This is a genomic window from Stenotrophomonas sp. Steno-Z10-HUANG, from assembly GCF_056393075.1.
In genome coordinates this window covers 633,222-659,381 of sequence record NZ_JBWJPA010000001.1, presented here as the reverse complement: position 1 = coordinate 659,381, position 26,160 = coordinate 633,222, and the positions used below count along the sequence as shown (strand labels likewise).

Genomic DNA, 26,160 nt, shown 5'->3' with positions numbered 1-26,160 from the left:
CCGCTCTATCTGGTGGACATAGAATTCCGCGATAAAGAAGGGAGCAGCTTACGATTTGAGCTCAGGACCGACGATGTTCCTGACTTGGCCGCCTTCACGTTAACGGTTGGAGGTGAATACGGATTTCAGGTTCGCCAGACAGGCGGGGACGAGCTATCCATCAAGATAGGAAATCGCGATTACGGGGCATCCCAGTACTTCAGCTCGTACCCGCCCCTGGTCCGCTTCGTAGATCTTTCTGAGTTGGACGGGAATCTCCTGATCAAGCCCCAAGATCCGCGAGAACTACAGCTCGATGCGAGCCAGTTCGAAACATGGGATTGGCAGGGGGTGGATTTGACGGTCGAGTCACTGTGGCGGAATGGACAAATGCGCATGGACTCAATCCAGTGGAAGGCCGCGCAGCATTTCATCCAAGGTGGTTTCGACGTTGTGTTCGACGACGACGCAGCGGGCGAAGCGGCCGACCTAGTTTGCCTTAAGGAAGAGCCGGATCGCATCCGTCTGGTGCTGGCCCACTGCAAATTCTCGGGGGGTCAGACGGCTGGCGAACGCGTCAAGGACGTGGTCGAAGTTTGCTCACAGGCTGTGCGCTCAGCGAAATGGAAGTGGCGCTTCAGGGATCTTGGCCAGCACATCAACAGCCGGAATCAGAAATTGGCGACAAATGTTCGACCGAGCCGGTTCCTCGCGGGCAGTCCTACAGAGTTGAACAACATCGTGAAGGCCTACCGATTCAAACGCGTTGATGCGGAAATCCTCGTGGTGCAGCCGGGCCTGTCATTGGCAAACAGGACGACCGACCAAGACATGGTGATCGCCTCGGCGGCAACCTATTTGAAAGAAACCATTGGTTGCGACCTTGGGGTCATTTGCAGCACGTAAAGGATGCCGCCTTAAATGGTCTAGATGTCTGCTACTGGTCGAGAGCGGGTATTACTTTGATGATTTCTTGTGATTCCCGCCAATTCCCTGACGTGCAAACTGGCAAATGAAAGCCTCCAAGTCGGCGCCAAAGGACCGCTCCATTATTTTTTAAGAAGCAGCAACAAGAAGCCCCGCAAATGCGGGGCTTCTTGGTTAAACATCATCATTTCGGAGCTAGTGACCTAGCTCCTACGGGGCTAACGCCTCAACCCCACGGATCCTGCAACACCATGGTGTGGTCGCGGTCCGGACCGGTGGAGACGATGCTGATCGGGCAGCCGGCCAGTTCTTCCAGCGCGCGCAGGTAGGCGCGGGCGGCGGGCGGCAGCTGGTCCCACTCGGTGATGCCGTGGGTGTTCTCGCTCCAGCCCGGGAATTCTAGGTACACCGGGGTGCACTCTTCCCAGCCCTGCGCGTCCAGCGGGGCGTATTCGGTGCGCTTGCCGCGGTATTCGTAGGCAATGCACACCTTGAGCTTTTCCATGCCGTCCAGCACGTCCAGCTTGGTGATGCACAGGCCGGTGATGCCGTTGATGGCCACGGCGCGCTTGAGCGCAACGATGTCCATCCAGCCGCAGCGGCGCGGGCGGCCGGTGGAGGCGCCGTACTCGGCGCCGCGGTCGCGGATGCCTTGGCCGATTTCGTCGTCCAGTTCGGTCGGGAACGGGCCGCCGCCCACGCGGGTAGCGTAGGCCTTGGCGATGCCCAGCACGTAGTCGATGGCGTCGGCGCCCACGCCGGCGCCGGCCAGCGCGCCGCCCACGGTGGTGTTGGAGCTGGTGACGTACGGGTAGGTGCCGTGGTCGATGTCCAGCAGCGCGCCCTGCGCGCCTTCGAACAGCACGCGCTTGCCCTGCTTGCGCAGGTCATGGCAGATGCCGGCCACGTCACTCTTCATCGGCTCGACGTATTCGCCAAAGGCCAGCGCTTCGGCGTAGACGCTGTCGAAATCCACCGGCTCCACGCCCAGGTACTTGGTGAGCACGAAGTTGTGGTAGTCCAGCGCGGTGCGCAGCTTTTCGGCCAGCTGTTCCGGGTAGTGCAGGTCGGCGATGCGGATGCCGCGGCGCGCCACCTTGTCTTCATAGGCCGGGCCAATGCCGCGTCCGGTGGTGCCGATGGCCTTGCCGCCGGCGGCCTTTTCGCGCGCCTGGTCCAGGGCAATGTGGTACGGCATGATCAGCGGCGCGGCCGGGGAAATCTTCAGGCGCGAGCGCACTTCCACGCCGGCCGTTTCCAGCTCTTCGATTTCCTTGCGCAGCGCGGCCGGGGAAATCACCACGCCGTTGCCGATCAGGCACAGCGCGTCGTCGCGCAGGATGCCGGATGGAATCAGGTGCAGGACGGTCTTCTTACCGTTGATGACCAGGGTGTGGCCGGCGTTGTGGCCGCCCTGGAAACGCACGACGGCACCGATTTCCTCGGTGAGCAGATCGACGATCTTGCCCTTGCCTTCATCGCCCCACTGGGCGCCGAGAACAACAACTGATTGACCCATGGCGGGTGAACTCCTGAGTTGGCTGCGGCCATCGGGGCCGCGGACGGGACCGCGCGGGGCCGGCGGGCCTGCCGGGGTGGCGCTCCATCGGGGAGTGCCGGGCAAACGCCAGGGCCTTACACGGAAAAAGCCGAACGGGAGTGCCCCGGCCGGCTTTTCTGGATTATCCGGGTTTTGCCTGACGGCTACCACCCCCGCCGGCCCCGGCCGGGGCGGGCGGCCGGCCGCGGTTCAGTGACGCAGCCACCACAGCGCGGCCAGGCCGATGGCCAGCAGCACCGCGCCAGACTGGCGCAGGGCCGCGGCGGGCAGTTCCAGAAGGCGCGCGGCCATGCGCTTCCACGCCAGCGGCGCGGCGAACAGGAGCAGGCCTTCGAGGATGGCGACCAGGCAGAGCGCGGAGAAGAGGTCTTGCATGGGGATGGCGAGGCGGGGGAACACCGCGGCCGGGGGTGCATTGCAGTGCAGCGCCGCGGCCGCGGCTTCCTGTGTCCTGTAAGGGCCCGGCCCCTGCCCTCTCCCGGCGGGAGAGGGGCGGGGCGGCGCGGGCCTGGGCTCAGCGGTCGTTCTTGAGGTACTGCAGGAACGGGTCGTTCTTGTCCAGCACGATCACGCCGTTGCCGTCGGTCATGGAGGCGCGGTAGGCCTCCAGGCTGCGGTAGAAGGCGTAGAACGCCGGGTCGGCCGAGCCGGCCTTGCCGTAGATGGCGGCGGCCTGGGCGTCGCCCTCGCCGCGCAGCTGCTGGGCGTCGCGCTCGGCTTCGGCCACCAGCACGGTGCTTTCGCGGTCGGCCTGGGCGCGGATGGTGAGCGACTGCTCCTCGCCTTCGGCGCGCAGCTTGGCCGCTTCCTGCTTGCGCTGGGCGCGCATGCGCTCGTAGACGTCGGTGATCACCTGGCTGTCGGTGGGCAGGTCGATCTGCTTGATGCGCAGGTCGATGATCTGCATGCCCAGCGTCTTGACCGCCTCGTTGATGCCCTGCAGCTGCCCGGCAATGAGCTCGCCGCGGTCGCCGGACACCAGCTGCTGCAGGGTGCGGGCGTTGATCTGGTTGCGCAGCGAGTCGGTGATGATCGGCGCCAGGCGGGCGTTGGCCACCTTGCCGTCGCCGCCGGTGGCGCGGTAGTAGGCGCGCACGTCGGAGATGTAGCCGATGGCGAAGAAGTCGACGCTCACGTCCTTCTGCTCGGCGGTGAAGTAGCGCGCCGGGGCGGTGTCCAGCACCTGGAAGCGGCGGTCGAACACGCGCACCGTTTCCACCAGCGGCACCTTGAAGTGCAGGCCGGGCTTGATGTCCGAGCGCACCACCTTGCCCAGGTTGAGCACCATGGCGGTCTGGTCTTCGCGCACCACGTACACCGAGCCCAGCAGGCCCAGCAGCACGGCGACCAGCAGGCCGATCACAAGGGAATTCTTCATCGGCCGGCCTCCTCACGGTTTGCCGAGCGCGAACCGGAACGGTCCGCGTTGCGAATGCTGTCGGTGGCGGCCGGCAGCGCCGGCACCGCCATTTCCGGGGTCAATTGCGGGGCGTTGGCGGTCTTGCCGGCGTCGGCCGGCATCGGCACGTAGATCAGCTGGCGGCCGTCGCCGCCGATGACCTTGCGGTTCTCGGCCAGCACGTCCTGCACGGTTTCCAGCCACAGGCGCTTGCGGGTGACTTCCGGGGCGTTCTTGTATTCGGCCTGCAGCAGGGTGAAGCGGCGCGCGTCACCTTCGGCGCGGGCCACGATGGCCTGCTTGTAGCCTTCGGCGGTGGTGCGCGCGCGCGAGGCCTGGCCGCGCGCTTCGGGCACCACCTTGGCGGCGTAGGCCTGGGCTTCGTTGATCAGCCGTTCCTTGACCTGCTGGGCGCCGTTGACTTCGTCGAAGGCCGGCTTCACTTCTTCCGGCGGGCGTGCGTCGGGCAGGGTCAGGCCGGTGACCACCAGGCCGGTGCGGTAGGCCTTGAGCGAGGCTTCCAGGCGCTGCTCGGCGGCCACGGCCAGCGGGCCGCGGTTGTTGAGCACGGTGTTGAGGTCGGCACGGCCCACCTGCTCGCGCACCGCGCTCTGCGCCGACTGCTCCAGCACCTGGTCGGCGTCGATGGTGCCGAACTGGTACAGGCGCGGGTCGTCCACGCGGTACTGCACGTTCAGCGCCACGTTGACGATGTTCTCGTCGCGGGTGAGCACCGGCACGTTGCTGCTGAAGGTCTTGATCTGGGTGGCGTTGACCTTGACCACCGATTCGATCGGCCACGGCAGCTTGAAGTTCGGGCCCGGCTGCAGGATGCGCGAGAACTGGCCGAAGCGCAGCACCACGCCGCGCTGCTGTTCGCCGATCAGCTGGAAGCTGGACAGCAGCACCAGCAGCGCCACGCCCACCAGTACCCAGCGCCAGATGCCGCCGTCGAACAGGTCGCGCAGCGGGCCGGGCAAGCCGCCCCATCCGCCGCCGCCATTGCCGCCGCGCGGCGAGCGCGATCCGCGCCGGTTGTCGGCGGGGCCGCCACTATCGTTGCCGCCAGGTGTGTTCCAGGCCATGCATGCTCCATCTGTCAGGGCCTGTCCGCGGGGCGTTCCCGCAGTCCTGGCCGTGGTCAATCGAATCCGGATTCTACTAGATGGGGCAGACCTGACGTTTCGCAACCGCTATCTTGGTTGTCTCCCGTTCCGCCGCAGGCCATGCCATGTCCGCCCTCGCCCCGTTCACCGCCTTCCGCATCCACAACGACGACGCCGGCTACCGCGCCGGGCTGGAGCAGGTCGCCCTGGACCAGCTGAGCCCGGGCGAGGTGGTGGTGCGCGCCCGCTGGTCCTCGGTCAATTACAAGGACGCGCTGGCCGGCACCGGCCAGGGCAAGATCCTGCGCCGGTTCCCACTGGTGGGCGGCATCGACGTGGCCGGCGAGGTGGTGGCCTCCCGCGACCCGGCTTTCCGCGAGGGCGATGCGGTGCTGGCCACCGGCTGCGGGCTGAGCGAAACCCGCGACGGCGGCTACAGCCAGTATGTGCGGCTGGAGTCGAAGTGGGCCATCCCGCTGCCGGCCGGGCTGAGCCTGCGCGAGGCCATGGTGCTGGGCACGGCCGGGTTCACCGCCGCGCTGGCCCTGCTGCGCATGACCGACAACCGGCAGACCCCGGCGCACGGCCCGCTGGCGGTGACCGGCGCCACCGGCGGGGTCGGCTCGCTGGCGGTGGATATCTTCAGCCGCGCCGGCTTCGAGGTGCACGCCATCAGCGGCAAGGCCGAAGCCAGGGACTACCTCACCACACTGGGTGCCACCCAGGTGCTGGGCCGCGAGGCGCTGGCCACCACCCGGCCGATGGAATCGGCGCGCTTCGGCGGCGGCCTGGACAATGTCGGCGGCGCCATGCTCACCAGCCTGCTGGCGCAGACCGCGCCCTACGGCAACGTTGCCTCGGCCGGGCTGGCCGCCAGCGCGGAACTGGACATGACGGTGATGCCGTTCATCATCCGCGGCGTGTCGCTGCTGGGGGTGGCCTCGGCCGGCACCGCGCGCGACATCCGCGAACAGGTGTGGCAGCACCTGGGCGACGACTGGAAGCCGCGCCACCTGGACACCATCTGCACCCGCGAGGTGGGCCTGGACGGGTTGCCGGAGGTGTTCGCCACCATGCTGGGCGGCGGCTCGTTCGGGCGCACCCTGGTGCGGATCGACTGAATGCGGCGCCGCGCGCGGCGTGGCGGGTTGCTTCGCATCGCAGCGGGCACGACACTATGGCCGCGACATCATCTTGGGGAAGAACGTGGCGCGTATTCTGATCGTGGACGATTCGCCGTCGCAGCTGCTCGGCATCCAGCGCATCGTCGAAAAACTGGGGCATGAAACCTTCACCGCCACCGACGGCGCCGCCGGCGTGGAAGCGGCCAAGTCGGTGCTGCCCGACCTGGTGCTGATGGACGTGGTGATGCCCAACCTCAACGGTTTCCAGGCCACGCGCACGCTCAAGCGCGAGGCCAGCACCGCGCACATCCCGGTGGTGCTGGTGACCACCAAGGACCAGGACACCGACCGCCTGTGGGGCATGCGCCAGGGCGCCAAGGCCTACATCACCAAACCGTTTTCGGAAGACGAGCTGTCCGAGGTGATCGCGCGGGTATTCGAAGGCGGCGGCGACGCGCCCGAAACCTGATCTGTGGATGGGGCGGCTCGCCCCGCATGCTGTGAATGTGGGCTTGCATCGCACGCTGCCCCTGTAGATGCGGGGCTTGCCCCGCATGCGGCTTCCCCCGGCAAGGCCCCGTGTGGGGCAAGCCCCACACCTACGACGCCGTGGCCCCGACCTGATACTGCCAGGCGGCGACGTTCCCGAAACCTGCTCTGTGGATGCGGGCCTCGCTCCGCATGCTAGATACGAGGCTTGCCCCGCATGCTGTGAATGTGGGCTTGCATCGCACGCTGCCCCTGTAGATGCGGGGCTTGCCCCGCATGCGGCTTCCCCCGGCAAGGCCCCGTGTGGAGCAAGCCCCACACCTACGACGCCGTGGCCCCGACCTGATACGGCCAGGCGGCGACGTTCACGAAACCTGACCAGTGGATGGGGGCCTCGCTCCGCATGCGCGATACGAGGCTTGCTCCGCGTGCTGTGGATGCGGGCATGCACCGCACGCTTACCTGTAGATGCGGGGCTTGCCCCGCATGCGGCGTTCCCCGGCAAGGCCCCGTGTGGGGCGAGCCCCACACCTACGGGGCCGTGGCCCCGACCTGATGCGGCCGCAGGGGCGCCCTCACGGGCCGCGCCTGCCGCTGGCGATACGTCAGATTTTCTCGCCGAAGGCCTTGGCCAGCGCACGGTAGGCCTTCTGCTGGGCCTCGTTGGTCGCCACCGGGGCGATCACTTCCAGCTCCACGATCTGGTCGCCGTCCGGCTTGCCCGGCAGCCCGCGGCCGCGCAGGCGCAGCTTGCGGCCGCTGTCCGAGTCGGCCGGCACCTTCAGCTCCACCGCCCCGCCCAGGGTCGGCACGCTGATGCTGGTGCCCAGCGCCGCCTGCCAGGGGGTGACCTGCAGGGTGTAAAGGATGTTGCGGCCGTCCACCTCGAACTGCGGGTGCGCGGCGTATTCCACTTCCAGCATCAGGTTGCCGCCACCGCTGCCCTGCCCGGCCAGGCGGATCACCTGCCCGGGGCGGATGCCCTTGGGCACGCGCACGTCCAGCTGGCGGCCATCGACGTTGATGCGCAGCGTGTCGCCGTTGTAGGCCGCTTCCAGCGGCACCGACAGCTTGGCGCGGGTATCGCGCGTGGGCTGCGGCCCGGCGTTGCCACCGAAACCGTCGAATCCGCCACGCGCACGGCCGCCCCCGCGCTGGCGCGCGAACAGGCTTTCGAAGAAATCGCTGAAGCCGCCGCCGGCACCGGCGCCGCCGAACACTTCCTCGAAGTCGAAGCCCTGGCCGCCGCCGAAGTTGGGCGGCGCGTGGAACTCCTCGCCGGGCCGGTAGCCCTGGGCGCGCAGCTGGTCGTAGGCCTGGCGCTTGGCCGGGTCGCGCAGCGCCTCGTAGGCTTCGTTGACGGCCTTGAACTTCTCCTCGGCGCCGGCTTCCTTGCTCACGTCCGGGTGGTACTTGCGCGCCAGCCGCCGGTAGGCGGTCTTGATTTCGGCATCGCCGGCCGTGGGCTCCACGCCCAATGTCGCGTAGTAATCCTTGAATTCCATCCAGACACCCTTTCGGAAAGAGTCGGGCCCGCCGCCTTGCGGCGAACGGGCCGATACGGGTTCGGCTGCCGCCGTGGCGCCATTCTAGCGGGCCACGGCGGTGCCGATGTGTGCGCGGCGCGTGCTTACGCGGTGCCGCCGGCGCTGGCCACCTGGATGCGGCGCGGCGCGGCCTCGGCGCGCTTGGGGATGCGGATTTCCAGCACGCCGTCACGGCTGCTGGCGACGATGCCTTCGGCGTCGGCGCTGTCGGGCAGCGCAAAGCGGCGTTCGAACGTGCCGTGGCGGCGTTCGATGCGCGAGAAGTGCGGGCCTTCCACCGGCGCCGGCGCGCGGCGCTCGCCCTTGATCGACAGCACGCCCTTGTCCATCTGCACCTCGATCGAGGCCGGGTCCACGCCCGGCAGGTCGGCATGCAGCACGAACTGCGTGTCCTGTTCGCGGATGTCCACGGCCGGCACCCAGCTACCGGCCGGTGCGGCGTCGCCGGGCATGTCCAGCAACGGGGCGAGCAGATGGCGGATATCGGACTGGGTCGGCCACTGGCGGTAACGTACGATGCTCATCATCTCCTCCTGCAGGGATGCGGGCGGGCGGCCGGAATGGCGCCCTGCGCCCATGCACGGGAAATGCTGCGTGAAGGCCGCGCTTTCAAGCCGTTGACGCGGCCCTCAACCCCGCTCACTAAACTTCGATTCAGACTCTGGAGAAGCCCATGACCATCCACGTCGGCGACCGCATCCCGGAAGTGACCCTCAAGCGCATCCGCGAGGGCATGGAAACCATCGACACCCAAGCGCTGTTCGATGGCCGCAAGGCGGTGCTGTTCGCGGTGCCCGGTGCGTTCACCCCGACCTGCTCGGCGCGCCACCTGCCCGGCTACATCGAGCGCTTCGAGCAGTTCCGCAGCCGCGGCATCGACGTGTTCTGCATGGCGGTGAACGACCCGTTCGTGATGCAGGCCTGGGGCAAGGCGCAGTCGGTGCCGGACGGGCTGCTGATGCTGTCCGACGGCAATGGCGACCTCACCCGCGCCCTGGGCCTGGAAATGGACGCCAGCGGATCGGGCATGGGCATGCGTTCGCGCCGTTTCGCGCTGTACGTGGACAACGGCATCGTGCGCGCCGTGCACGTGGAGGAACCCGGCAATTTCGAGGTGTCCTCCGCCGAGTACGTACTGGCCCACCTTCCGGAGTAGCGATTCCCTTCCACCAAGGAGCACGCCCGCCATGAGCAAGCAGCCCGCCAGCAAGAAAGCCATGACCGTCCCGGCCAGCGGCATCAGCGACCGCAAGACCCTGCGCGCCAACGCGCGCAAGAGCATCGAGGACGGCGCGATCACCCCGACCTATGCCGCCGACCGCAAGATGGTGATCAAGCTGCTCAACGACGCCCTGGCCACCGAATGGGTGTGCGTGCTGCGTTATTACCGCCACTACTACATGGCCAAGGGCATGCTCGCCGATGCGGTGAAGGCCGAATTCCTGGAGCACGCGCAGCAGGAGCAGGCGCACGCCGGCATGCTGGCCGAGCGCATCGTGCAGCTGGGCGGCGAGCCGGACTTCAACCCGGACACCCTCACCGCCCGCGCCCACGCCGAGTACAAGGAAGGCGGCAACCTGCGCGACATGGTGCGCGAGAACCTGATCGCCGAGCGCATCGCCATCGACAGTTACCGCGAGATGATCAACTTCGTCGGCGACAAGGACACCACCACCAAGCGCATCCTCGAGCAGATCCTGGCGCAGGAAGAAGAACACGCCGACGACTTCGCCGACCTGCTCGACGGCTGGATCGGCGAGTAACCGCGGCGAAACGCGCCCTGGCGCTTTGCGCGGAAGAGCGTGCGAGGCAAGCCTCGCACCTACGTGGGCACATCGCGCAACGTGCCGCGCGCCGGGCGGAGGGGCCTGCAGGCGCCGGCGGCGGGCGCCGCGGCGGCCAACCATGAAGCACATGCCGTGGCTGGATCGTCCAATGGCACCGTAGGGCCTCCCTTGGACTGTGCGATGGCATCGTAGGTGCCGTAGCGGCCGAGGGCATCGTAGGTGCCGGGCTTGCCCGGCACAGGGGCCTTCCCGATATCGGTCACGAAGAGCGTGCGAGGCAAGCCTCGCACCTACGCGGGCACATCGCGCAACGTGCCGCGCGCCGGGCGGAGGGACCTGCAGGCGCCATCGGCGGCCAGCCATGGAGCGCAATGGCACCGCAGGGCCTTTCTTGGATCGTCCAATGGCATCTGGACGCCGGAGCGGCCGAGGGCATCGTAGGTGCCGGGCTTGCCCGGCACGGGGGCCTTCCCGATATCGGTCACGAAGGGCGTGCGAGGCAAGCCTCGCACCTACGCGGGCACATCGCGCACCGCTCAGTGCGCCACGCGGAAGCGGATGCGGGTCCAGGCACCGTCCGCGGCCAGTGCGGTGAGGCTGTGCTCGCCCGGCTCATCGAAGTCGCGCACGAACGCGCGCGCGCCTTCGGTCTGCGCGATCCAGCGCCCGTCCAGCAGCCACTGCACCGTGGTTTCGCTGCCGATCGCCCGTATCTGCAGGCGCGGGCCGTGCGCCGCGCCCGGCGCGCGCGCCACGGTGGCGCGGTCGGTGAGTCCGTCGATGTGTAGGGCGGCATCCTTGCCGCGGCCGTCGTCGGGGCAGTCCGGCGCCAGCGGCGGCAGCTGCTGCGCCTGGCGCTGCGCCTGCGACAGCCACGGCGAGGCCAGCGCCGGCCAGCGCGCGACTTCGCGCGCCTGCCGCTGCGGGTGGCCCTCGCAGCCGGCCGACAGGCGCTGGCCGCTGCGCGCATCCACCTCGAAGCGCACTTGCCCGGACTGCCACAGCCGCGCATCGCGCTCGGCGAAGGTCGGCGGCACGGTGCCATCCAGCGCCAGCGCGTCGAGCCGCCGCTGGCACAGCGCCGGCGGCGTGTCGGTGGCGGCCAGGCCCAGCGGCCAGCACACCGCCACCTCGCCAACGCTGGCCGGCATCGGCGGCGTGTCGCTGTCGCCGGGCTGGCGCGGCAGGCTGTCGATCACTTCGAACATCAGCGGCAGCGCGGTGACCGCGCCGTACTGGCCGGGCAACGGCGTACCGTCCGGGCGCCCCACCCACACGCCGACGGTGTAGCGGCGGGTGCTGCCGATCGCCCAGGCGTCGCGGTAGCCATAGCTGGTGCCGGTCTTCCACGCCACCGGCGGGCGGCTGCCGGTGTCGAAGGTGCCCAGCCCGTAGCCGGGGCGCGGGTTGGACTGCAGGATGTCGCGCACGATCCACGCCGCGCCCGGCGACACCAGCCGGCGTTCGATGCGCGGGTCGTCGGGGGTGTAGCGCACGCGCCCGGCGATGCCCTGGCGGTTGAGCGCGGCGAAGGCGCCGACCAGGTCCTCCAGGCGCGCGCCGGTGCCGCCCAGGATCAGCGCCAGGTTGGGCTGCACCCCGTGCGGGAAGCGCAGCTTGATGCCGGCGTTGCCCAGCCGCGCGGCGAAGCGCGACGGGCCGACGCGGTCGAGCAGGTCCACCGCCGGTACGTTCAGCGACAGCCGCAGCGCGGTGGCCGCGCCGACCGGGCCGTTGAACGCGGCGTCGAAGTTGCCGGGGCGGTAGCCGCCGAAGCTCTGCGGCGCATCGACCAGCAGGCTTTCGGAATGGATCAGCCCGTCGTCCAGCGCCATGCCGTACAGGAACGGCTTGAGCGTGGAGCCGGGCGAGCGCCAGGCCTGCACCATGTCCACGTGGCCCAGCCGCGCCTTGTCGGCGAACGCCACCGAACCGACGTAGGCGCGCGCTTCCAGGGTGGCGTTGTCCATTACCAGCAGCGCGGCGGAGGTGCGCTCGGGCAACTGCGAGAAATACGCGGCCACGCGCTCTTCCAGGGTGCGCTGCAGACCGCTGTCCAGGGTGGTCTGGATGTGCGCCGCGCGCGGTTGCGCACTGCGCAGCCGCTGCGCCAGCAAGGCCGCGTGCAGCGGCTGCTGCAGCGAGCGTGCGACCACTGGCTCGATGCGCGCATCGGCCACCGCTTCGTCCGACCAGGCGCCCAGCTCGGCCATGCGCGCCAGCACCTTGTCGCGGGCGCGGCGCGCGGCCTCGGGGTGGCGGTCCGGGCGCAGCCGGCTCGGCGACTGCGGCAGCACCGCCAACAGCGCGGCTTCGGCATGCGACAGCCGCGCCGCCGGCTTGCCCAGGTAGGCCCAGCTGGCCGCTTCCACGCCTTCGATGGTGCCGCCGTAAGGCGCGCGCTCCAGGTACAGGTCCAGGATCTGCGCCTTGTCCAGGTGCGCCTCCAGCTGCAGCGCGCGCAGCAACTGCTTGGCCTTGCCCCAGGGCGTGCGCGTGTGCGGGTCGAGGATGCGCGCCACCTGCATGGTCAGGGTGGAGCCGCCGGAGACGATGCGGCGCTCGGCCAGCATCTGCCCGCCGGCGCGCAGCAGCGCCCACGGATTGATGCCGGGGTGCCGGCGGAACCAGCGGTCCTCGTAGGTCAGCAGTGCCTGCAGGTACAGCGGCGAGACGGTCTTCGCATCGGCCGGGTAGCGCCACACGCCCTGCGCATCGGCGAAGGCGCGCAGCGGCGTGCCGTCGCGGGCGACGACCAGGGTACCGGTGTCGCGTGCGGCCGGCAGCGGCGGCGGGAAGGCGATATCCAGCACCAGCAGCAGCGACAACAGCGCCACCGTGCCCCAGCGCAGCCATGGCAGCAGGCGCCGCAAGCGCCCGCGCGGCGGCCGCATCGCCGGATCAGTGCCGCGTTCGACGCCCGCGCCCGCGGCGGGCGCGGGAGCGGGAGGTACCGGAGTGCGGGGTGCGGCGCTCGCCATCCATCATCCATTCATTGCCGCGCGGGCACGCGCAGTGGCACGTGCCCGCGGTGATCGTCATGGCTGCACGACGGTGATCGTGGTCGGGTTGGACCGGCCCACGCCGCGCAGCTCGGGACGGTACATGTCCTCGGCCAGCGGCGGCGGCACGGTGTAGGTGCCCGGGGTGACCGCGCGCACCAGGTAGAACACCCGCGCGGTGCTGCCGCGCGACAGGTTCAGCGCGGCCACGTAGCGGTCGTCGCGGAACTCCTCGTGCTTGGCATCGGCCGCACCGCCACGGTCGTTGATCTGGATGCCGTCCACCACCACGTCGGCCCACTGCCTGGCGTCGCCGAGGTTGAAGTTCTCGATCTCCAGGCCGGCCGGCAGCAGGTCGGTCAGCAGCGCGTCGGGCATGGCGGTGTTGGCGGTGACGCTCAGGCGCACGATCAGCGCCTCGCCTTCCTTCAGCGGCCGCGGGGTCCACGGCTTGCCGTCGGTGGTGAACCAGGCGCGCTCGATGCCGATCACGCTGTTGTCCGGCGCCGGCGCCTGCCGCGGAATGCCGGCCACTTCCAGGCTGGCGAACATCGGCGCCTGGCCCTGCGGGGTGAAGCGCACGCCCTGCGCCAGCTGCGTGGCGTCGAACACCCGCGCGAACAGCTTGCGCGCGTCGATGGCTTCGCGCGCCTGGCCCACCGCCAGTTCACCGGAGACCAGCTTCTTCTGGTCGGCCATCAGCGCCTTGCCCAGCCGCGCCAGCGCCACCTGCTCCTGGGTGCTCAGCCACAGCCAGCCGGCGTTGCGGCGCGCGTCCAGTTCGCGGCCCAGGCTGACCGCGCGTGCGTCGTACCCGGGCTTGGCCAGGCCACGCTCGTGCAGCAGCGCGATCATCAGCGCGTCGTCGCGCAGCGGGCTGCCGTAGTCGCCGAAATACGCCGGGCGGTCCTTGCCGGCCATGCCGAAGCCGGCGGCGATGGCGGCCTGGCCGCGCTTGCTGTCGCCCTGCAGCGACAGCGCCACGCCCAGGTGTACCAGCGACAACCCGGTCACCGCCTTGCCGCGCTCGTTGTCGTACAGCGCGCGCAGCGTGCCCAGCGGGGCGCGGTTGACCCGCGCCAGCACGTAGCCGGAATACGCCTGGTTGGCGAACTTCAGTGCCTCGCGGCGGTCCTGGCCGTAGAACTGGTTGCCGCCGCTGAGCAGGTCCTCGCTGATCCGGTTCAATGCCTTCTGCAGCACGTTGTCCGGCACCGCGAAGCCGGCATCCTTGGCGTCGAGCAGGAACTCGGCGATGTACGGGGTCAGCGCCGGGTTGACGTAGTCGTCGCTGCCCCACATCGAGAAGTTGCCGTTGGCCACCTGCATCGAGGCCAGTCGCCCGAACGCGCCTTCCATGCGCTCGCGGCGGGCCTTGGCGTCCAGCCCGTCGGCGCCGAGCATGGCCGAGGTGGCCTGGTCCAGCAGCAGTGCCGCATAGCCCTTGCTGGTGGTCTGTTCGGCGCAGCCGTAGGGGTAGTTCAGCGCGCCCTGCAGGGCCGAGGCGAACGGGATCGGCGGCAGCGGGCTGACCAGCATGCGCGCACTGACCGAACCGGCCATCAGCCCGCCGGCGAAGGCGCTGTCCAGGGTGACCGGCGCCAGCGGGTCGAGCGTGCGGGTCTGCGCGCGCAGCACCTGCGGCCAGGCCGCGCGCACCGGCAGGTCGTAGCGGCGGTCGACCTTGAAGCCGTTGCCGTCCACCCGTACCCGCACCTTGGCCACGGTGTAGCCCTCCTGCGCGCTGAGCGGGAAGCTCAGGGTCTGCTTGGCGTCGGCGGCCAGCTGCAGCCGGCGCGCGGCCTCGCCGATCGCCAGCGGGCCCTCGCCGTCCACCCGCACCGTGAACTCGCCGGGCTTGCCGGTGAAGTTCTGCACGTCCAGGGTCACCGTGCTGCGGTCGCCGGGGGCCATGACCCGCGGCATGCTGGCCTCGGCCAGGATCGGCGCGCGCACCACCGTTTCCACGTCGCGGTTGCCGTAGCGCGTGTCCGAATACACCAGCGCCGACACCCGCAGGGTGCCGTTGAAATCCGGCACCGGCAGGGTGATGCGGGCGTTGCCCTTCGCGTCGAGCGCGACCGGGCCGGAGAACAGGTCCACGGTCTGCACCCGCGCGGTCGGGCGCCGCGCCTGCGGCAGCGCCTGCAGCGCCATGTCGCCGCCGAACTTGAGCTTGCCGCTGTTGCCCTCGAAGCTCTCGATCACCCGCCCGTAGATGTCGTAGGCGTCCACCCCCAGGCGGCGCTGCGCGAAGAAATGCGCGTTGGCGTCGGGCACCGCGAAGCGGGTGATGTTGAGGATGCCCACGTCCACCGCCGAGACGGTGACGTGCGCCGGCTTGCCGGCCAGCTCCGGCGCGCTGACGGTGACCGTCATCGGCTGTTCGGGGCGCATCTGCTTCGGCGCCACCAGGCCCACCGCGATGCGGCGGTCACGGCGGTCCATCGGCACGTGCGCCACGCCCACGGCGCGCGCCGGGGTGATCTTGCTGGACGCGCTGCCACCGCGGAACACCAGCGCGGTGACGTAGACGTCGTGCCGCTCCCAGTCCTGGGTGACCGGAATCTCGAAGGTGCTGCCCGGCTTGGCCTCGATGTCCTGCACGTACAGCATGCGGTCGCTTTCGACCATCAGCACGCCCCGCCCGGCATGCGGCGGGGTCAGGGTCACCTTCAGCGTGTCGCCGGCCTTGTAGCCGGTCTTGTCCAGGGCCAGCTTGACCTTGTCCGGGCGCGCGTCGAGCCCGCGGTTGTCGTCGTTCCAGCTCCAGCCGGCACGGAACGGGTAGCGCATGGTCAGCCCGGTGGCCGGGTCGAACACGTCCACCCGGTATTCGCCCCACTCCACCGGGAAGTCGAACCGGGCGGCGGTGGCGCCGACATCGAGGGTGCGGGTTTCCTTGTTCTCGAAGCGGCGTGTGAAATCGTAGTCCCAGCGGTTGTCGGTGAAGGTCCAGTGGTAGTCGCGCAGTTCGCGCACCAGGGTGACCTTGAGCCCCTTGGCCGGCTGCGGCTTGCCGTCGGCATCCACGCGCTGCAGCTCGAAACGCGCGTTGGCGTTGGCGTCGGCGCCATCGGTGTCGCTGAACAGCGGGCGCACCGCGACCAGCGCCGGTGCCGGCCACAGCACGCGCTTGAGGGTGCGGGTGACGGTGCGGCCGCCGGTCTCGTAGACGCTGGCCGAGACCAGCGCCGCCACCGGCGTACCCTTGCCGACCTCGTCCGGCAGGGCGATGTCCTGGCGCAGCCGGCCGTCGCTGGGCAGGGTGGTGTCGATCACGTCGCTGGCGTCGCGCGGCAGGCTCACGGTCGGGTCGCCGAAGAACCAGCCCGGCATCGATTCCAGCGGGTGCTGCTCCACCGCCACCGCCAGCCGGGCGGTGAAGCGGTTGCCGTCGGCCGGCGCGCCGTACAGGTACGCGGCGTCGGCCTGCAGCTTCAGCGGTTCGCCCGGTTTGAGCGTCTTCTGTGCGCTGTCCAGGTCCAGCTTCATGCGCTCGGGCAGGAATTCCTCGATGCGCAGGGTCAGACCCTGCACGGCCTCCTTGCTGGCCGGGTCGGTACGGAACTCGACCTGCCAGCGGCCGGTGGGCGCCTCGGCCGGGATCGCCTGCTCGAAACTGAAATAGCCCTGCGCGCCCGGCTGCAGGCGGGTTTCGCGGAACACCTTGCCGTCGGGCTGCTTGAGCCGCAGGAACACCGGCTGCGCGCCCTTGTCCGGCGCGGTCACCGGCTTGCCGTCGTTGTCGCGCAGCAGCGCCGACACGCGCACCGTCTCGCCGGGGCGGTACAGGTCGCGGCCGGACCAGGCGAACACGTCGAACCATGCGTTCTGGCGCCCGGCCACGGCGAACTCGCTCAGGTCCAGCGCCGGCTGGTTGAACGGCAGCATCGTGGTGTCGGCACCGCTGCTGGCCACCAGCACGTGCGCGGCGTCCAGGGTGTAGTTGAGCAGCGCGTTGCCGTTGGCGTCGGTCTGGCCCTTGAGGATGGTCTCGCCCTTGCCGTCGAGCACCCGCAGCTCGACCTTCTTCAGCGGCGCGCCGGAGGCCAGCGAGGCGGTGTGCACGAACAGCTGCTCCTTGTAGGCGCGGGTGTGCAGGCCGATGTCGCTGACGGTGAAGAACGCGGTGTCGTACTCGCCCTCGAAACTGCCGGCGCGCTTCATCACCGCGAAGTACAGGCCCGGCTGCTGCAGCTCGCGGATCTCCTGGATCGGCAGGTAGGTCAGCACCCGTTCGTTGGGCTTGCCGCCGAGCACGAAGCGGTTCAGGTAGACCGGCTCGGCCAGCTGCGAGATCGGCGTGTGCTCGCCGTAGTCGCTGTCCAGCTCCCAGCTGCCGCGACGGCCGCCGCGCTGGTACTGGCTGAAGAAGCTGGGCAGGTTCTTCTCGCCCACGCGCAGGAATTCGACGTCCACTTCCGGCACGTTGACCGACACCACCGGCAGGCCGCGGCTCTCGCGCGCCGGCAGCACGCTGCCCTGCGAGGCGAAGCCGGCGGCCGGCTTCAGTTCGCCGGTGAACACCTGCTGGCGCACTTCGCGGCCCAGGCGGCTGCCGTCGGCGGCGAGCAGGTCGGCCGAGACGACCAGGGTGTAATCCTTGGCCGCCTCGACGTAAGGGTAGCGCAGGGTCTTGCCGTCATCGGACAGTGACCAGCTGCTGTCCTCGGTGCCGACCTTTTCCTCGAAGCGCAGCAGCTTGTCGAAGTCCTGGGTGCCGACCAGCGGCTGCGAGAACTCCACCGCCAGCGACAGGCCGTCGCCGCCCTTCTGGTCGGGCCACACGCGCATCAGCGCGAAACCCTTGACCTCGTCGCGCTTGGCCTGGATCGCCTCGCCGCTGGCGCCGGGCAGCTGCCCGGTCTCGTTGCGCTTGCAGCCGGCCAGCATCGCCAGCGCCACCAGCGCGGCGGCGCCCCAGCGCATGTGCTTCCACTTCCTGTTGCCCATGGCGTTCTCCTGCAGACGCGGCGAGTATAGCCGCCGCCCGGGAACCCCTCGTGTGCGCGACGGCACGCCTGCGGTGGCGTGCCGGCTGCGCCCGGGCCTTTCAGAACGTGTCGCCGGGCACGCGGACCGCGCCCTCCATCAGCACCCGCGCCGAGCGCGACATCACCGCCTTGGTCACCGTCCACTGGCCGTCGACCCGGGCCACCGCCGCGCCCACCCGCAGGGTGCCGGAGGGGTGGCCGAAGCGCACCGCCTCGCGCTGGCCACCACCGGCGGCCAGGTTCACCAGCGTGCCCGGCACCGCCGCGGCGGTAGCGATGGCGACCGAGGCGGTGCCCATCATCGCGTGGTGCAGCTTGCCCATCGACAGGGCGCGCACGTTGAGGTCGATGTCGGCGGCGGCGATTTGCTTGCCACTGGAAGCGACGTAGTCCCTGGCCGGCGCGACGAAGGCGACCTTGGGCGTGTGCTGGCGGGTGGCCGCTTCTTCCGGCGCCCGGATCAGGCCCATGCGCAGCGCGGCGGCCACGCGGATGGCCTCCAGCCGGGCCAGCGCCGCCTTGTCCTCGTTGATCGCCGGCTGCAGTTCGGTGCCGTCGTAGCCGATGGCGGCCGCGTCGACGAACACGGTGGGGATGCCGGCGGTGATCATCGTCACCTTGAGCGCGCCGACGCCGGGCACGTCGAGCTCATCGACGAGGTTGCCGGTCGGGAACATCGAGCCGCCCTCGCCTTCATCGTCGGACGGATCGATGAACTCCAGCACGATCTCCGCCGCCGGGAAGGTGACGCCATCCAGTTCGAAATCGCCGGTTTCCTGCACCTGCCCGTCGCGCACCGGCACGTGCACGATGATGGTCTTGCCGATGTTGGCCTGCCACACCCGCACCGCCACGGTGCCGTCGCGCGGGATGCGCGCGGCCGGGACCAGGCCGTTGGCGATGGCGAACGGCCCCACCGCGGTGCTGAGGTTGCCGCAGTTGCCCGACCAGTCGACGAACGCGCTGTCGATGGAGACCTGGCCGTACAGGTAGTCGACATCGTGGTCCGGCACCGAGGCCGGGGCGATGATCACGCACTTGCTGGTGCTCGACGTCGCCCCGCCCATGCCGTCGGTCTGCTTGCCGTACGGGTCGGGCGAACCGATCACCCGCATCAGCAGCGCGTCGCGCGCCGGGCCGGGCACCTGCGCCGCTTCCGGCAGGTCCTGCAGGCGGAAGAACACGCCCTTGCTGGTGCCGCCGCGCATGTAGGTGGCGGGAATGCGGAGTTGCGGGAGAAATGCCATGGAACGGTTCCTTGCGATGAAAGACGGCCCGTTGCCGGGCCGTCGGGGGTATCAGGCCACCCGGGCGCCTTCCAGGAAATCCTGGGCGAAGCGCTGCAGCACGCCGCCGGCCTCGTAGATGGCCACTTCCTCGTCGCTGTCCAGGCGGCAGGTCACCGGCACCTCGACAGTGCTGCCATCGCGGCGGTGGATCAGCAGGGTCAGGTCGGCGCGCGGGGTGCGCTGCCCGACCACGTCGAAGGTCTCGGTGCCGTCGATGCCCAGGGTGTTGCGGTCGGTGCCCGGCTTGAACTCCAGCGGCAGCACGCCCATGCCGATCAGGTTGGTGCGGTGGATGCGCTCGAAGCCCTCGGCGACGATGGCTTCCACGCCGGCCAGGCGCACGCCCTTGGCGGCCCAGTCGCGCGAGCTGCCCTGGCCGTAGTCGGCACCGGCGATGATGATCAGCGGCTGCTTGCGCGCCATGTAGGTCTCGATCGCTTCCCACATGCGCATGACCCTGCCTTCCGGCTCCACCCGCGCCAGCGAGCCCTGCCGCACGCTGCCGTCGGCGTTGCGCACCATCTCGTTGTAGAGCTTGGGGTTGGCGAAGGTGGCGCGCTGCGCGGTGAGGTGGTCGCCGCGGTGGGTGGCGTAGGAATTGAAGTCCTCTTCCGGCAGGCCCATCTTCGCCAGGTACTCGCCGGCGGCGCTGGACGGCAGGATCGCATTGGACGGCGACAGGTGGTCGGTGGTGATGTTATCCGGCAGCACCGCCAGCGGGCGCATGCCGCGCAGCGTGCGCTCGCCGGCCAGCGCGCCCTCCCAGTACGGCGGGCGGCGGATGTAGGTGCTGCGCGGGCGCCAGTCATACAGCGGGCTGGCCGGCGCGCCATGCTCGACGCGCACGTTGAACATCGGGTTGTAGACGCTGCGGAACTGTTCCGGCTTGACCGCGGCCTTGACCACCGCGTCGATCTCGGCGTCCGACGGCCAGATGTCCTTCAGCCGCACGGCGTTGCCGTCGGCGTCGATGCCCAGCACGTCCTTCTCGATGTCGAAGCGCACGGTACCGGCGATGGCGTAAGCGATCACCAGCGGCGGCGAGGCCAGGAACGCCTGCTTGGCGTAGGGATGGATGCGGCCGTCGAAATTGCGGTTGCCCGACAGCACGGCGGTGGCGTACAGGTCACGGTCGATGATTTCCTGCTGGATCGCCGGATCCAGCGCGCCGCTCATGCCGTTGCAGGTGGTGCAGGCGAAGGCGACGATGCCGAAGCCCAGCTTTTCCAGCTCGGGCAGCAGGCCGGCCTCTTCCAGGTACAGCTGCACCGCCTTGGAACCGGGCGCCAGCGACGACTTCACCCACGGCTTGCGCATCAGCCCGCGCGCGTTGGCGTTGCGCGCCAGCAGGCCGGCGGCGATCACATTGCGCGGGTTGGAGGTATTGGTGCAGCTGGTGATGGCGGCGATGATCACCGCGCCGTCGGGCATCAGCCCCTGGGCTTCCTCGCCCCTGCCGCTTTCCAGCTTGGCTTCGTCGGCGATGCCGCGCTCGGCCAGCTCGGACACCGGCAGGCGCCGGTGCGGGTTGCTCGGGCCGGCCATGTTGCGCACCACCGTGGACAGGTCGAACCGCAGCACGCGCTCGTACTGCGCGGTGGCCAGCGCGTCGGCCCACAGGCCGGTGGTGCGCGCGTAGTTTTCCACCAGCGCCACCTGCGATTCCTCGCGGCCGGTCAGGCGCAGGTAATCGATGGTCTGCTGGTCGATGTAGAACATTGCCGCGGTGGCGCCGTACTCCGGGCACATGTTGGAGATGGTGGCGCGGTCACCGATGGTCAGCGCCGCGGCACCCTCGCCGAAGAATTCAAGGTAGGCGCCGACCACGCGCTCCTTGCGCAGGAATTCGGTCAGCGCCAGCACCACGTCGGTGGCGGTGATGCCCGGCTGCGGCCTGCCACTCAGTTCGACACCGACGATGTCCGGCAGGCGCATCCACGAGGCGCGGCCGAGCATCACGTTCTCCGCCTCCAGCCCGCCGACGCCGATGGCGATCACGCCCAGTGCGTCCACGTGCGGGGTGTGCGAATCGGTGCCGACGCAGGTGTCCGGGAACGCTACCCCATCCTGCACGTAGACCACCGGCGACATCTTCTCCAGGTTGATCTGGTGCATGATGCCGTTTCCCGGCGGGATCACGTCCACGCTCTGGAACGCCTGCTTGGTCCAGTCGATGAAGTGGAAGCGGTCTTCGTTGCGGCGGTCCTCGATGGCGCGGTTCTTGGCGAACGCGTCCGGGTCGTAGCCGCCGCACTCCACCGCCAGCGAGTGGTCGACGATCAGCTGCACCGGCACCACCGGGTTGACCTTGGCCGGGTCACCGCCCTTTTCGGCGATGGCGTCACGCAGGCCGGCCAGGTCCACCAGCGCGGTCTGGCCGAGGATGTCGTGGCACACCACGCGCGCCGGGAACCACGGGAAATCCAGGTCGCGGCGGCGCTCGATCAGCTGCCTGAGCGAATCGCCGAGCGCGGCCGGATCGCAGCGGCGCACCAGGTTCTCGGCCAGCACGCGCGAGGTGTACGGCAGGGTGGCGTAGGCGCCGGCGGCGATGGCATCGACCGCCTCGCGGGCGTCGAAGTAGTCCAGCGCGGTGCCGGGGAGTTGCTTGCGGTGATCGGTGTTCATGGCGGGCCTGTGAGGGTCTGGGCTTGCTGTCGTGGCGGGTGGGCTGGCGGCTGCGCCGAGCCGCCGCACCCCGGAGAATCCGAAGGCTGCCCTCCCCGCCTGCGGGGGAAGGTGCCCGAAGGGCGGAGGGGGAACCCTGGCGTTGCCTGTCGACCTTCGTCCACCCGCACGAAGCCGGGCGTGCGCGCCAGCCGCTTCCCCTCGCCCGGCCCTTCCCCCGCGTGCGGGAGAAGGGCCTGGTCTTCCGCACGCGGAAGACGCGATGCGCGGCTTACGCGCGCTGGTCCAGCGGCACGAAGGCCTGGTCTTCCGGACCGGTGTAGTTGGCGCTGGGACGGATGATCTTGCCGTCGATGCGCTGCTCGATGATGTGCGCGCTCCAGCCGGCGGTGCGCGCGATCACGAACAGCGGGGTGAACATGGCGGTCGGCACGCCCATCATGTGGTAGCTGACGGCGCTGAACCAGTCCAGGTTCGGGAACATCTTCTTGATGTCCCACATCACCGTTTCCAGGCGCTCGGCGATGTCGTACATCTTCATGTTCTGCTGTTCGGCCGACAGCTCGCGCGCGACCTCCTTGATCACCTTGTTGCGCGGATCGGACACGGTGTAGACCGGGTGGCCGAAGCCGATCACCACTTCCTTGCGCTCCACCCGCGCCTTGATGTCGGCCTCGGCCTCGTCCGGCGTCTCGTAGCGCTTCTGCACCTCGAACGCGACTTCGTTGGCGCCACCGTGCTTGGGCCCGCGCAGCGCGCCGATGCCACCGGTGATGGCGCTGTACATGTCGCTGCCGGTGCCGGCGATGACGCGGCAGGCGAAGGTGGAAGCGTTGAATTCATGCTCGGCGTACAGGATCAGCGAGGTGTGCATCGCCTTGACCCACGAGTCGCGCGGCTGCTCGCCGTGCAGCAGGTGCAGGAAGTGCCCGCCGATGGAGTCGTCGTCGGTCTCCACGTCGATGGCGCGGCCGTTGTGGCTCCAGTGGTACCAGTACAGCAGCATCGAACCGAGGCAGGCCATCAGCTTGTCGGCGATGTCACGCGCACCCGGGTGGTTGTGGTCGTCCTTCTCCGGCGACACGCAGCCCAGCACCGACACGCCGGTGCGCATCACGTCCATCGGGTGCGCCGACGGCGGCAGCTCCTCGAGCGCGGCCTTGACCGCGGCGGGGATGCCGCGCAGCGCCTTGAGCTTGGCCTTGTAGGCGCGCAGCTCGGCCTTGTTCGGCAGCTTGCCGTGCACCAGCAGGTGGGCGATTTCCTCGAACTCGCTGGTGTTGGCCAGGTCCAGGATGTCGTAGCCGCGGTAATGCAGGTCGTTGCCGCTGCGGCCGACGGTGCACAGCGCGGTGTTGCCGGCGGCGGTGCCGGACAGGGCGACGGACTTCTTGGGCTTGAAGGCGGGCGTGGCGGTGGTCTGTTCTGACATGGTCTTCTGCCTTTCGAGGGAAGGTTTACGGTTGTTTCTGCGGCTCGTCGCCGGGCGCCGTGGTGGCGCGTTCCAGCAACCGCTGCAGCATTTCGATCTGGCGGTTCTGCTGTTCCACCAGCAGCGCCCATTCGCGGGTACGCAGCAGGTCCAGCTTCTCGTGGATCTGCAGCACTTCCAGCTCCGCTTTCACGTTGACCTGGTAGTCGTTCTCGGCACGCATGCGGTCCACCGCCGCCTGCCGGTTCTGGCTCATCATGATGATCGGTGCCTGCACCGCGGCCAGGCACGACAGCACCAGGTTGAGCAGGATGTAGGGGTACGGGTCGAACGCCCGGGCCAACAGGAAACTGTTGACCACCATCCACACCACCAGTACCACGCCGAAGCACAGGATGAAGGTCCAGCTGCCGCCGACTTCGGCGACGCGGTCGGCGACCCGCTCGCCCAGCGTGCGCGACTCGTGCAGCTCGCGGCGCACGTTGCGCGAGACCCGCCCGCCGGAGATGAAGCGTTCGACCACCACCCGTTCCTCGGGCGTGAGCTGCTCCAGGTCGCGCTGCAGCAGGCGCCGCGCGGTGTCGCGGCGGTCGACGCGGGTGCGGTGGGAGGACGGGGTCGCCATGGCGGGTATCAGGTGGCCGCAGGGACGGCCATCATGCGCCCTTCTGCGCGAATACCTTGTCCAGCTGCGCCTCGAAGGCGTGGTAGCCGATGCGGTCGTACAGCTCCTCGCGGGTCTGCATGGCATCGACCACGCTGCGCTGGTGGCCGTCGCGGCGGATCGCCTCGTACACGTTCTCGGCGGCCTTGTTGGCGGCGCGGAACGCCGACAGCGGGAACAGCTGGATGGCGACGCCGGCCGTGGCCAGCTCGTCGCGGCTGAACAGCGGGGTCTTGCCGAACTCGGTGATGTTGGCCAGCACCGGCACCTTCACCGCGTCGACGAAGCGGCGGTAGGTGTCCAGGTCGTAGGCGGCCTCGGCGAAGATGCCGTCGGCACCGGCCTCGACGCAGGCGATGGCGCGCTCGATGGCCGCGTCCACGCCTTCCATCTGGATGGCGTCGGTGCGGGCGATCAGGAAGAAGTCCGGGTCGGTCCTGGCGTCGGCGGCAGCCTTGACCCGGTCCACCATCTCGCCCTGCGACACGATTTCCTTGCCCGGGCGGTGGCCGCAGCGCTTGGCGCCGACCTGGTCTTCGATGTGGCAGGCGGCGGCGCCGGCCTTGATCAGCGACTTCACCGTGCGCGCGATGTTGAACGCGCTCGGGCCGAAGCCGGTGTCGATGTCCACCAGCAGCGGCAGGTCGCACACGTCGGTGATGCGGCGCACGTCGATCAACACGTCTTCCAGGGTGTTGATGCCCAGGTCCGGCAGCCCCAGCGAGCCGGCCGCGACGCCGCCGCCGGACAGGTAGATGGCCTTGTAGCCGGCGCGCTTGGCGAGCAGCGCGTGGTTGGCGTTGATCGCACCGATCACCTGCAGGGGCTTTTCGGCGGCCAGGGCGGCGCGGAACGCGGCGCCGGCGGAGGAAACGGACATGGCGGGACTCCTGGTATGGCGGCGGCGAGAGCGCCGTTCCGCGATGGCGCACAATCTGGCACCATCCAAACCATTGATCAATCTTGATTCAAACAATCAACATATCGAGCCCATGACCGAACCCGCCGACCCCGAACTGATCCCCGCCAGCGACGCCTGCGCCCTGCTCGGGATCAGCCCGGCCACGCTGTACGCCTATGTCAGCCGCGGCCAGCTCAGTTCGCGGCCCGGGCCGGACCCGCGCAGCCGGGTCTACCTGCGCGCCGAGGTGGAGCGGCTGGCGCAGCGCAAGCGCGCCGGCCGCGGCGCGGCGCGTGGCGCGGCGCAGAGCCTGGACCGCGGCCTGCCGGTGCTGGAAACGCGGATCTCGCTGATCCGCCCGGACGCGCCGTACTACCGCGGCCGCTCGGCAGTGGCGGCGGCGCGCGGCGGCGCCACCCTGGAAGACATCGCGCGGCTGCTGTGGGACTGCGAGGAACAGGATCCGTTCGCCGCGGCGCCACCGCCGGCGTGGCCGCCGCGGGTGGCGGCGCTGGCGCTGGACGCAGCGCTGCCGCCGCTGGAACGGACCATGGCCTGCATCCCGCTGCTGGCGCTGGAACAGCGGCAATCGCTCAACGCCGCCGCGCCGGTGCGGCGCGAGGTGGCGGCGATGCTGCTGCGGCAGAACGCCGCGCTGCTGGTGGGAGTGCAGCCCGACGCGCGCCCGGTGCACCGCCTGCTGGCCGATGCGTGGCAACCCGGCGATGCCGGCTTCGCCGAACTGGTGCGCTCGGCGCTGGTGCTGTGCGCCGACCACGAGCTGAACGTGTCGGCGTTCGCCGCGCGCGTGGTCGCCTCCACCGGCGCGCACCTGCACGCCACCGTCAGCGCCGGCCTGGCCGCGCTGTCCGGGCCGCGCCATGGCGGTGCCACCGCGCGCGCGCATGCGCTGCTGCTCGATGCCGAGGCCAGCGGCGCGCCGGCGGCGTTCATCGCCGAACGCTGGCGCCGCGGCGACGAACTGCCCGGCTTCAACCACCTGCTCTATCCCGATGGCGACCCGCGCGGCGGCGAGATGCTGCGCCAGCTGCGCGCGCTGTGCGGCGGGCAGCCGCGCATGCGCCACGTCGAGGCGGTGCTGGCGGCCACCGCCGAACACAGCGGCCAGCACCCGAACATCGACGGCCTGCTGGCGGCGATCTGCTACGTGCACGGCCTGCCCGGCGCGCATGCGCTGGTGATGTTCGCCGCCGCGCGCCTGACCGGCTGGCTGGCGCACGCGCTGGAACAGCAGGCACTGGGCACGCTGATCCGCCCGCGCGCACGCTACACCGGGCTGGCGCCGGGGCGCTGACCGCGGCGAAGGC

General features: G+C 69.8%; 19 protein-coding genes. 6 read left to right on the top strand and 13 right to left on the bottom strand.

Annotation, left to right across the window (positions count from 1 at the left end):
- Positions 1-885: hypothetical protein (locus AC06E6_RS02895; protein WP_478060253.1), on the top strand; the 885-nt coding region annotated here is incomplete at its 5' end.
- 247 nt (positions 886-1,132) lie between these two features.
- Here AC06E6_RS02895 and AC06E6_RS02890 read toward each other — a convergent pair.
- The 4 genes from AC06E6_RS02890 to hflK all read right to left on the bottom strand — a co-directional run bounded on the left by AC06E6_RS02890 (position 1,133) and on the right by hflK (position 4,951).
- Positions 1,133-2,425, bottom strand: coding sequence for an adenylosuccinate synthase (locus tag AC06E6_RS02890; RefSeq protein WP_056931330.1), 1,293 nt, complete (start codon positions 2,423-2,425; stop codon positions 1,133-1,135).
- Positions 2,426-2,656: 231 nt separating this feature from the next.
- Entirely contained in the window at positions 2,657-2,842 is a 186-nt protein-coding gene (locus tag AC06E6_RS02885) for a DUF2065 domain-containing protein (RefSeq protein WP_240212137.1), read from the bottom strand.
- Between the two features lie 139 nt (positions 2,843-2,981).
- Positions 2,982-3,845 carry a protease modulator HflC gene (gene hflC, locus AC06E6_RS02880; protein WP_056931328.1) on the bottom strand — a complete coding sequence of 288 codons (864 nt, stop codon included), beginning with the start codon at positions 3,843-3,845 and terminating at the stop codon, positions 2,982-2,984.
- A complete protein-coding gene (gene hflK / locus AC06E6_RS02875; RefSeq protein WP_478060250.1) occupies positions 3,842-4,951 on the bottom strand; it encodes an FtsH protease activity modulator HflK in 1,110 nt (369 codons plus the stop codon). The genes hflC and hflK overlap by 4 nt, the downstream gene beginning before the upstream one ends.
- Before the next feature lie 146 nt (positions 4,952-5,097).
- Here hflK and AC06E6_RS02870 point away from each other — a divergent pair, with 146 nt between their 5' ends.
- Positions 5,098-6,093 (top strand): YhdH/YhfP family quinone oxidoreductase, encoded by a 996-nt coding sequence (locus AC06E6_RS02870; RefSeq protein WP_478060249.1) that lies wholly within the window; start codon positions 5,098-5,100, stop codon positions 6,091-6,093.
- An 85-nt stretch (positions 6,094-6,178) separates the two neighbouring features.
- Positions 6,179-6,565: a twitching motility response regulator PilH gene (gene pilH / locus AC06E6_RS02865; RefSeq protein ID WP_427851972.1), complete on the top strand. Its 387-nt coding sequence runs from the start codon at positions 6,179-6,181 to the stop codon at positions 6,563-6,565.
- A 625-nt stretch (positions 6,566-7,190) separates the two neighbouring features.
- Here pilH and AC06E6_RS02860 read toward each other — a convergent pair.
- Together AC06E6_RS02860 and AC06E6_RS02855 are read right to left on the bottom strand one after the other, a co-directional pair.
- Positions 7,191-8,090 (bottom strand): DnaJ C-terminal domain-containing protein, encoded by a 900-nt coding sequence (locus AC06E6_RS02860; RefSeq protein WP_104939291.1) that lies wholly within the window; start codon positions 8,088-8,090, stop codon positions 7,191-7,193.
- A 125-nt stretch (positions 8,091-8,215) separates the two neighbouring features.
- Positions 8,216-8,656 carry an Hsp20/alpha crystallin family protein gene (locus tag AC06E6_RS02855; RefSeq protein WP_240212139.1) on the bottom strand — a complete coding sequence of 147 codons (441 nt, stop codon included), beginning with the start codon at positions 8,654-8,656 and terminating at the stop codon, positions 8,216-8,218.
- Positions 8,657-8,805: 149 nt separating this feature from the next.
- Here AC06E6_RS02855 and AC06E6_RS02850 point away from each other — a divergent pair, with 149 nt between their 5' ends.
- Positions 8,806-9,288 carry a peroxiredoxin gene (locus tag AC06E6_RS02850; protein WP_054667038.1) on the top strand — a complete coding sequence of 161 codons (483 nt, stop codon included), beginning with the start codon at positions 8,806-8,808 and terminating at the stop codon, positions 9,286-9,288.
- 31 nt (positions 9,289-9,319) lie between these two features.
- Entirely contained in the window at positions 9,320-9,895 is a 576-nt protein-coding gene (locus AC06E6_RS02845) for a ferritin-like domain-containing protein (RefSeq protein ID WP_054667040.1), read from the top strand.
- A 560-nt stretch (positions 9,896-10,455) separates the two neighbouring features.
- On the opposite strand, the gene pbpC is transcribed toward AC06E6_RS02845, so the two are convergent.
- The 7 genes from pbpC to prpB form a co-directional block, all read right to left on the bottom strand.
- The gene (gene pbpC / locus AC06E6_RS02840) at positions 10,456-12,813 is read right to left on the bottom strand and encodes a penicillin-binding protein 1C (RefSeq protein ID WP_240212140.1); all 2,358 of its coding nucleotides are present in this window, start codon (positions 12,811-12,813) and stop codon (positions 10,456-10,458) included.
- Positions 12,814-12,957: 144 nt separating this feature from the next.
- Positions 12,958-17,853 (bottom strand): alpha-2-macroglobulin family protein, encoded by a 4,896-nt coding sequence (locus AC06E6_RS02835; RefSeq protein ID WP_478060267.1) that lies wholly within the window; start codon positions 17,851-17,853, stop codon positions 12,958-12,960.
- A 124-nt stretch (positions 17,854-17,977) separates the two neighbouring features.
- A complete protein-coding gene (gene prpF / locus AC06E6_RS02830; protein ID WP_478060245.1) occupies positions 17,978-19,165 on the bottom strand; it encodes a 2-methylaconitate cis-trans isomerase PrpF in 1,188 nt (395 codons plus the stop codon).
- A 51-nt stretch (positions 19,166-19,216) separates the two neighbouring features.
- On the bottom strand, positions 19,217-21,835 hold the full coding sequence (acnD, locus tag AC06E6_RS02825; RefSeq protein ID WP_478060243.1) for a Fe/S-dependent 2-methylisocitrate dehydratase AcnD: 2,619 nt from the start codon (positions 21,833-21,835) through the stop codon (positions 19,217-19,219).
- A 271-nt stretch (positions 21,836-22,106) separates the two neighbouring features.
- Positions 22,107-23,267 carry a bifunctional 2-methylcitrate synthase/citrate synthase gene (gene prpC / locus AC06E6_RS02820; protein WP_478060241.1) on the bottom strand — a complete coding sequence of 387 codons (1,161 nt, stop codon included), beginning with the start codon at positions 23,265-23,267 and terminating at the stop codon, positions 22,107-22,109.
- A 25-nt stretch (positions 23,268-23,292) separates the two neighbouring features.
- The gene (locus AC06E6_RS02815) at positions 23,293-23,892 is read right to left on the bottom strand and encodes a DUF1003 domain-containing protein (protein WP_104939298.1); all 600 of its coding nucleotides are present in this window, start codon (positions 23,890-23,892) and stop codon (positions 23,293-23,295) included.
- A 31-nt stretch (positions 23,893-23,923) separates the two neighbouring features.
- Positions 23,924-24,811 carry a methylisocitrate lyase gene (prpB, locus tag AC06E6_RS02810; protein ID WP_478060239.1) on the bottom strand — a complete coding sequence of 296 codons (888 nt, stop codon included), beginning with the start codon at positions 24,809-24,811 and terminating at the stop codon, positions 23,924-23,926.
- A gap of 112 nt (positions 24,812-24,923) precedes the next feature.
- Between prpB and AC06E6_RS02805 the strand changes: the two genes are divergently transcribed.
- Positions 24,924-26,147 (top strand): citrate synthase family protein, encoded by a 1,224-nt coding sequence (locus tag AC06E6_RS02805; protein ID WP_161613491.1) that lies wholly within the window; start codon positions 24,924-24,926, stop codon positions 26,145-26,147.
- Positions 26,148-26,160: the final 13 nt, after the last annotated feature.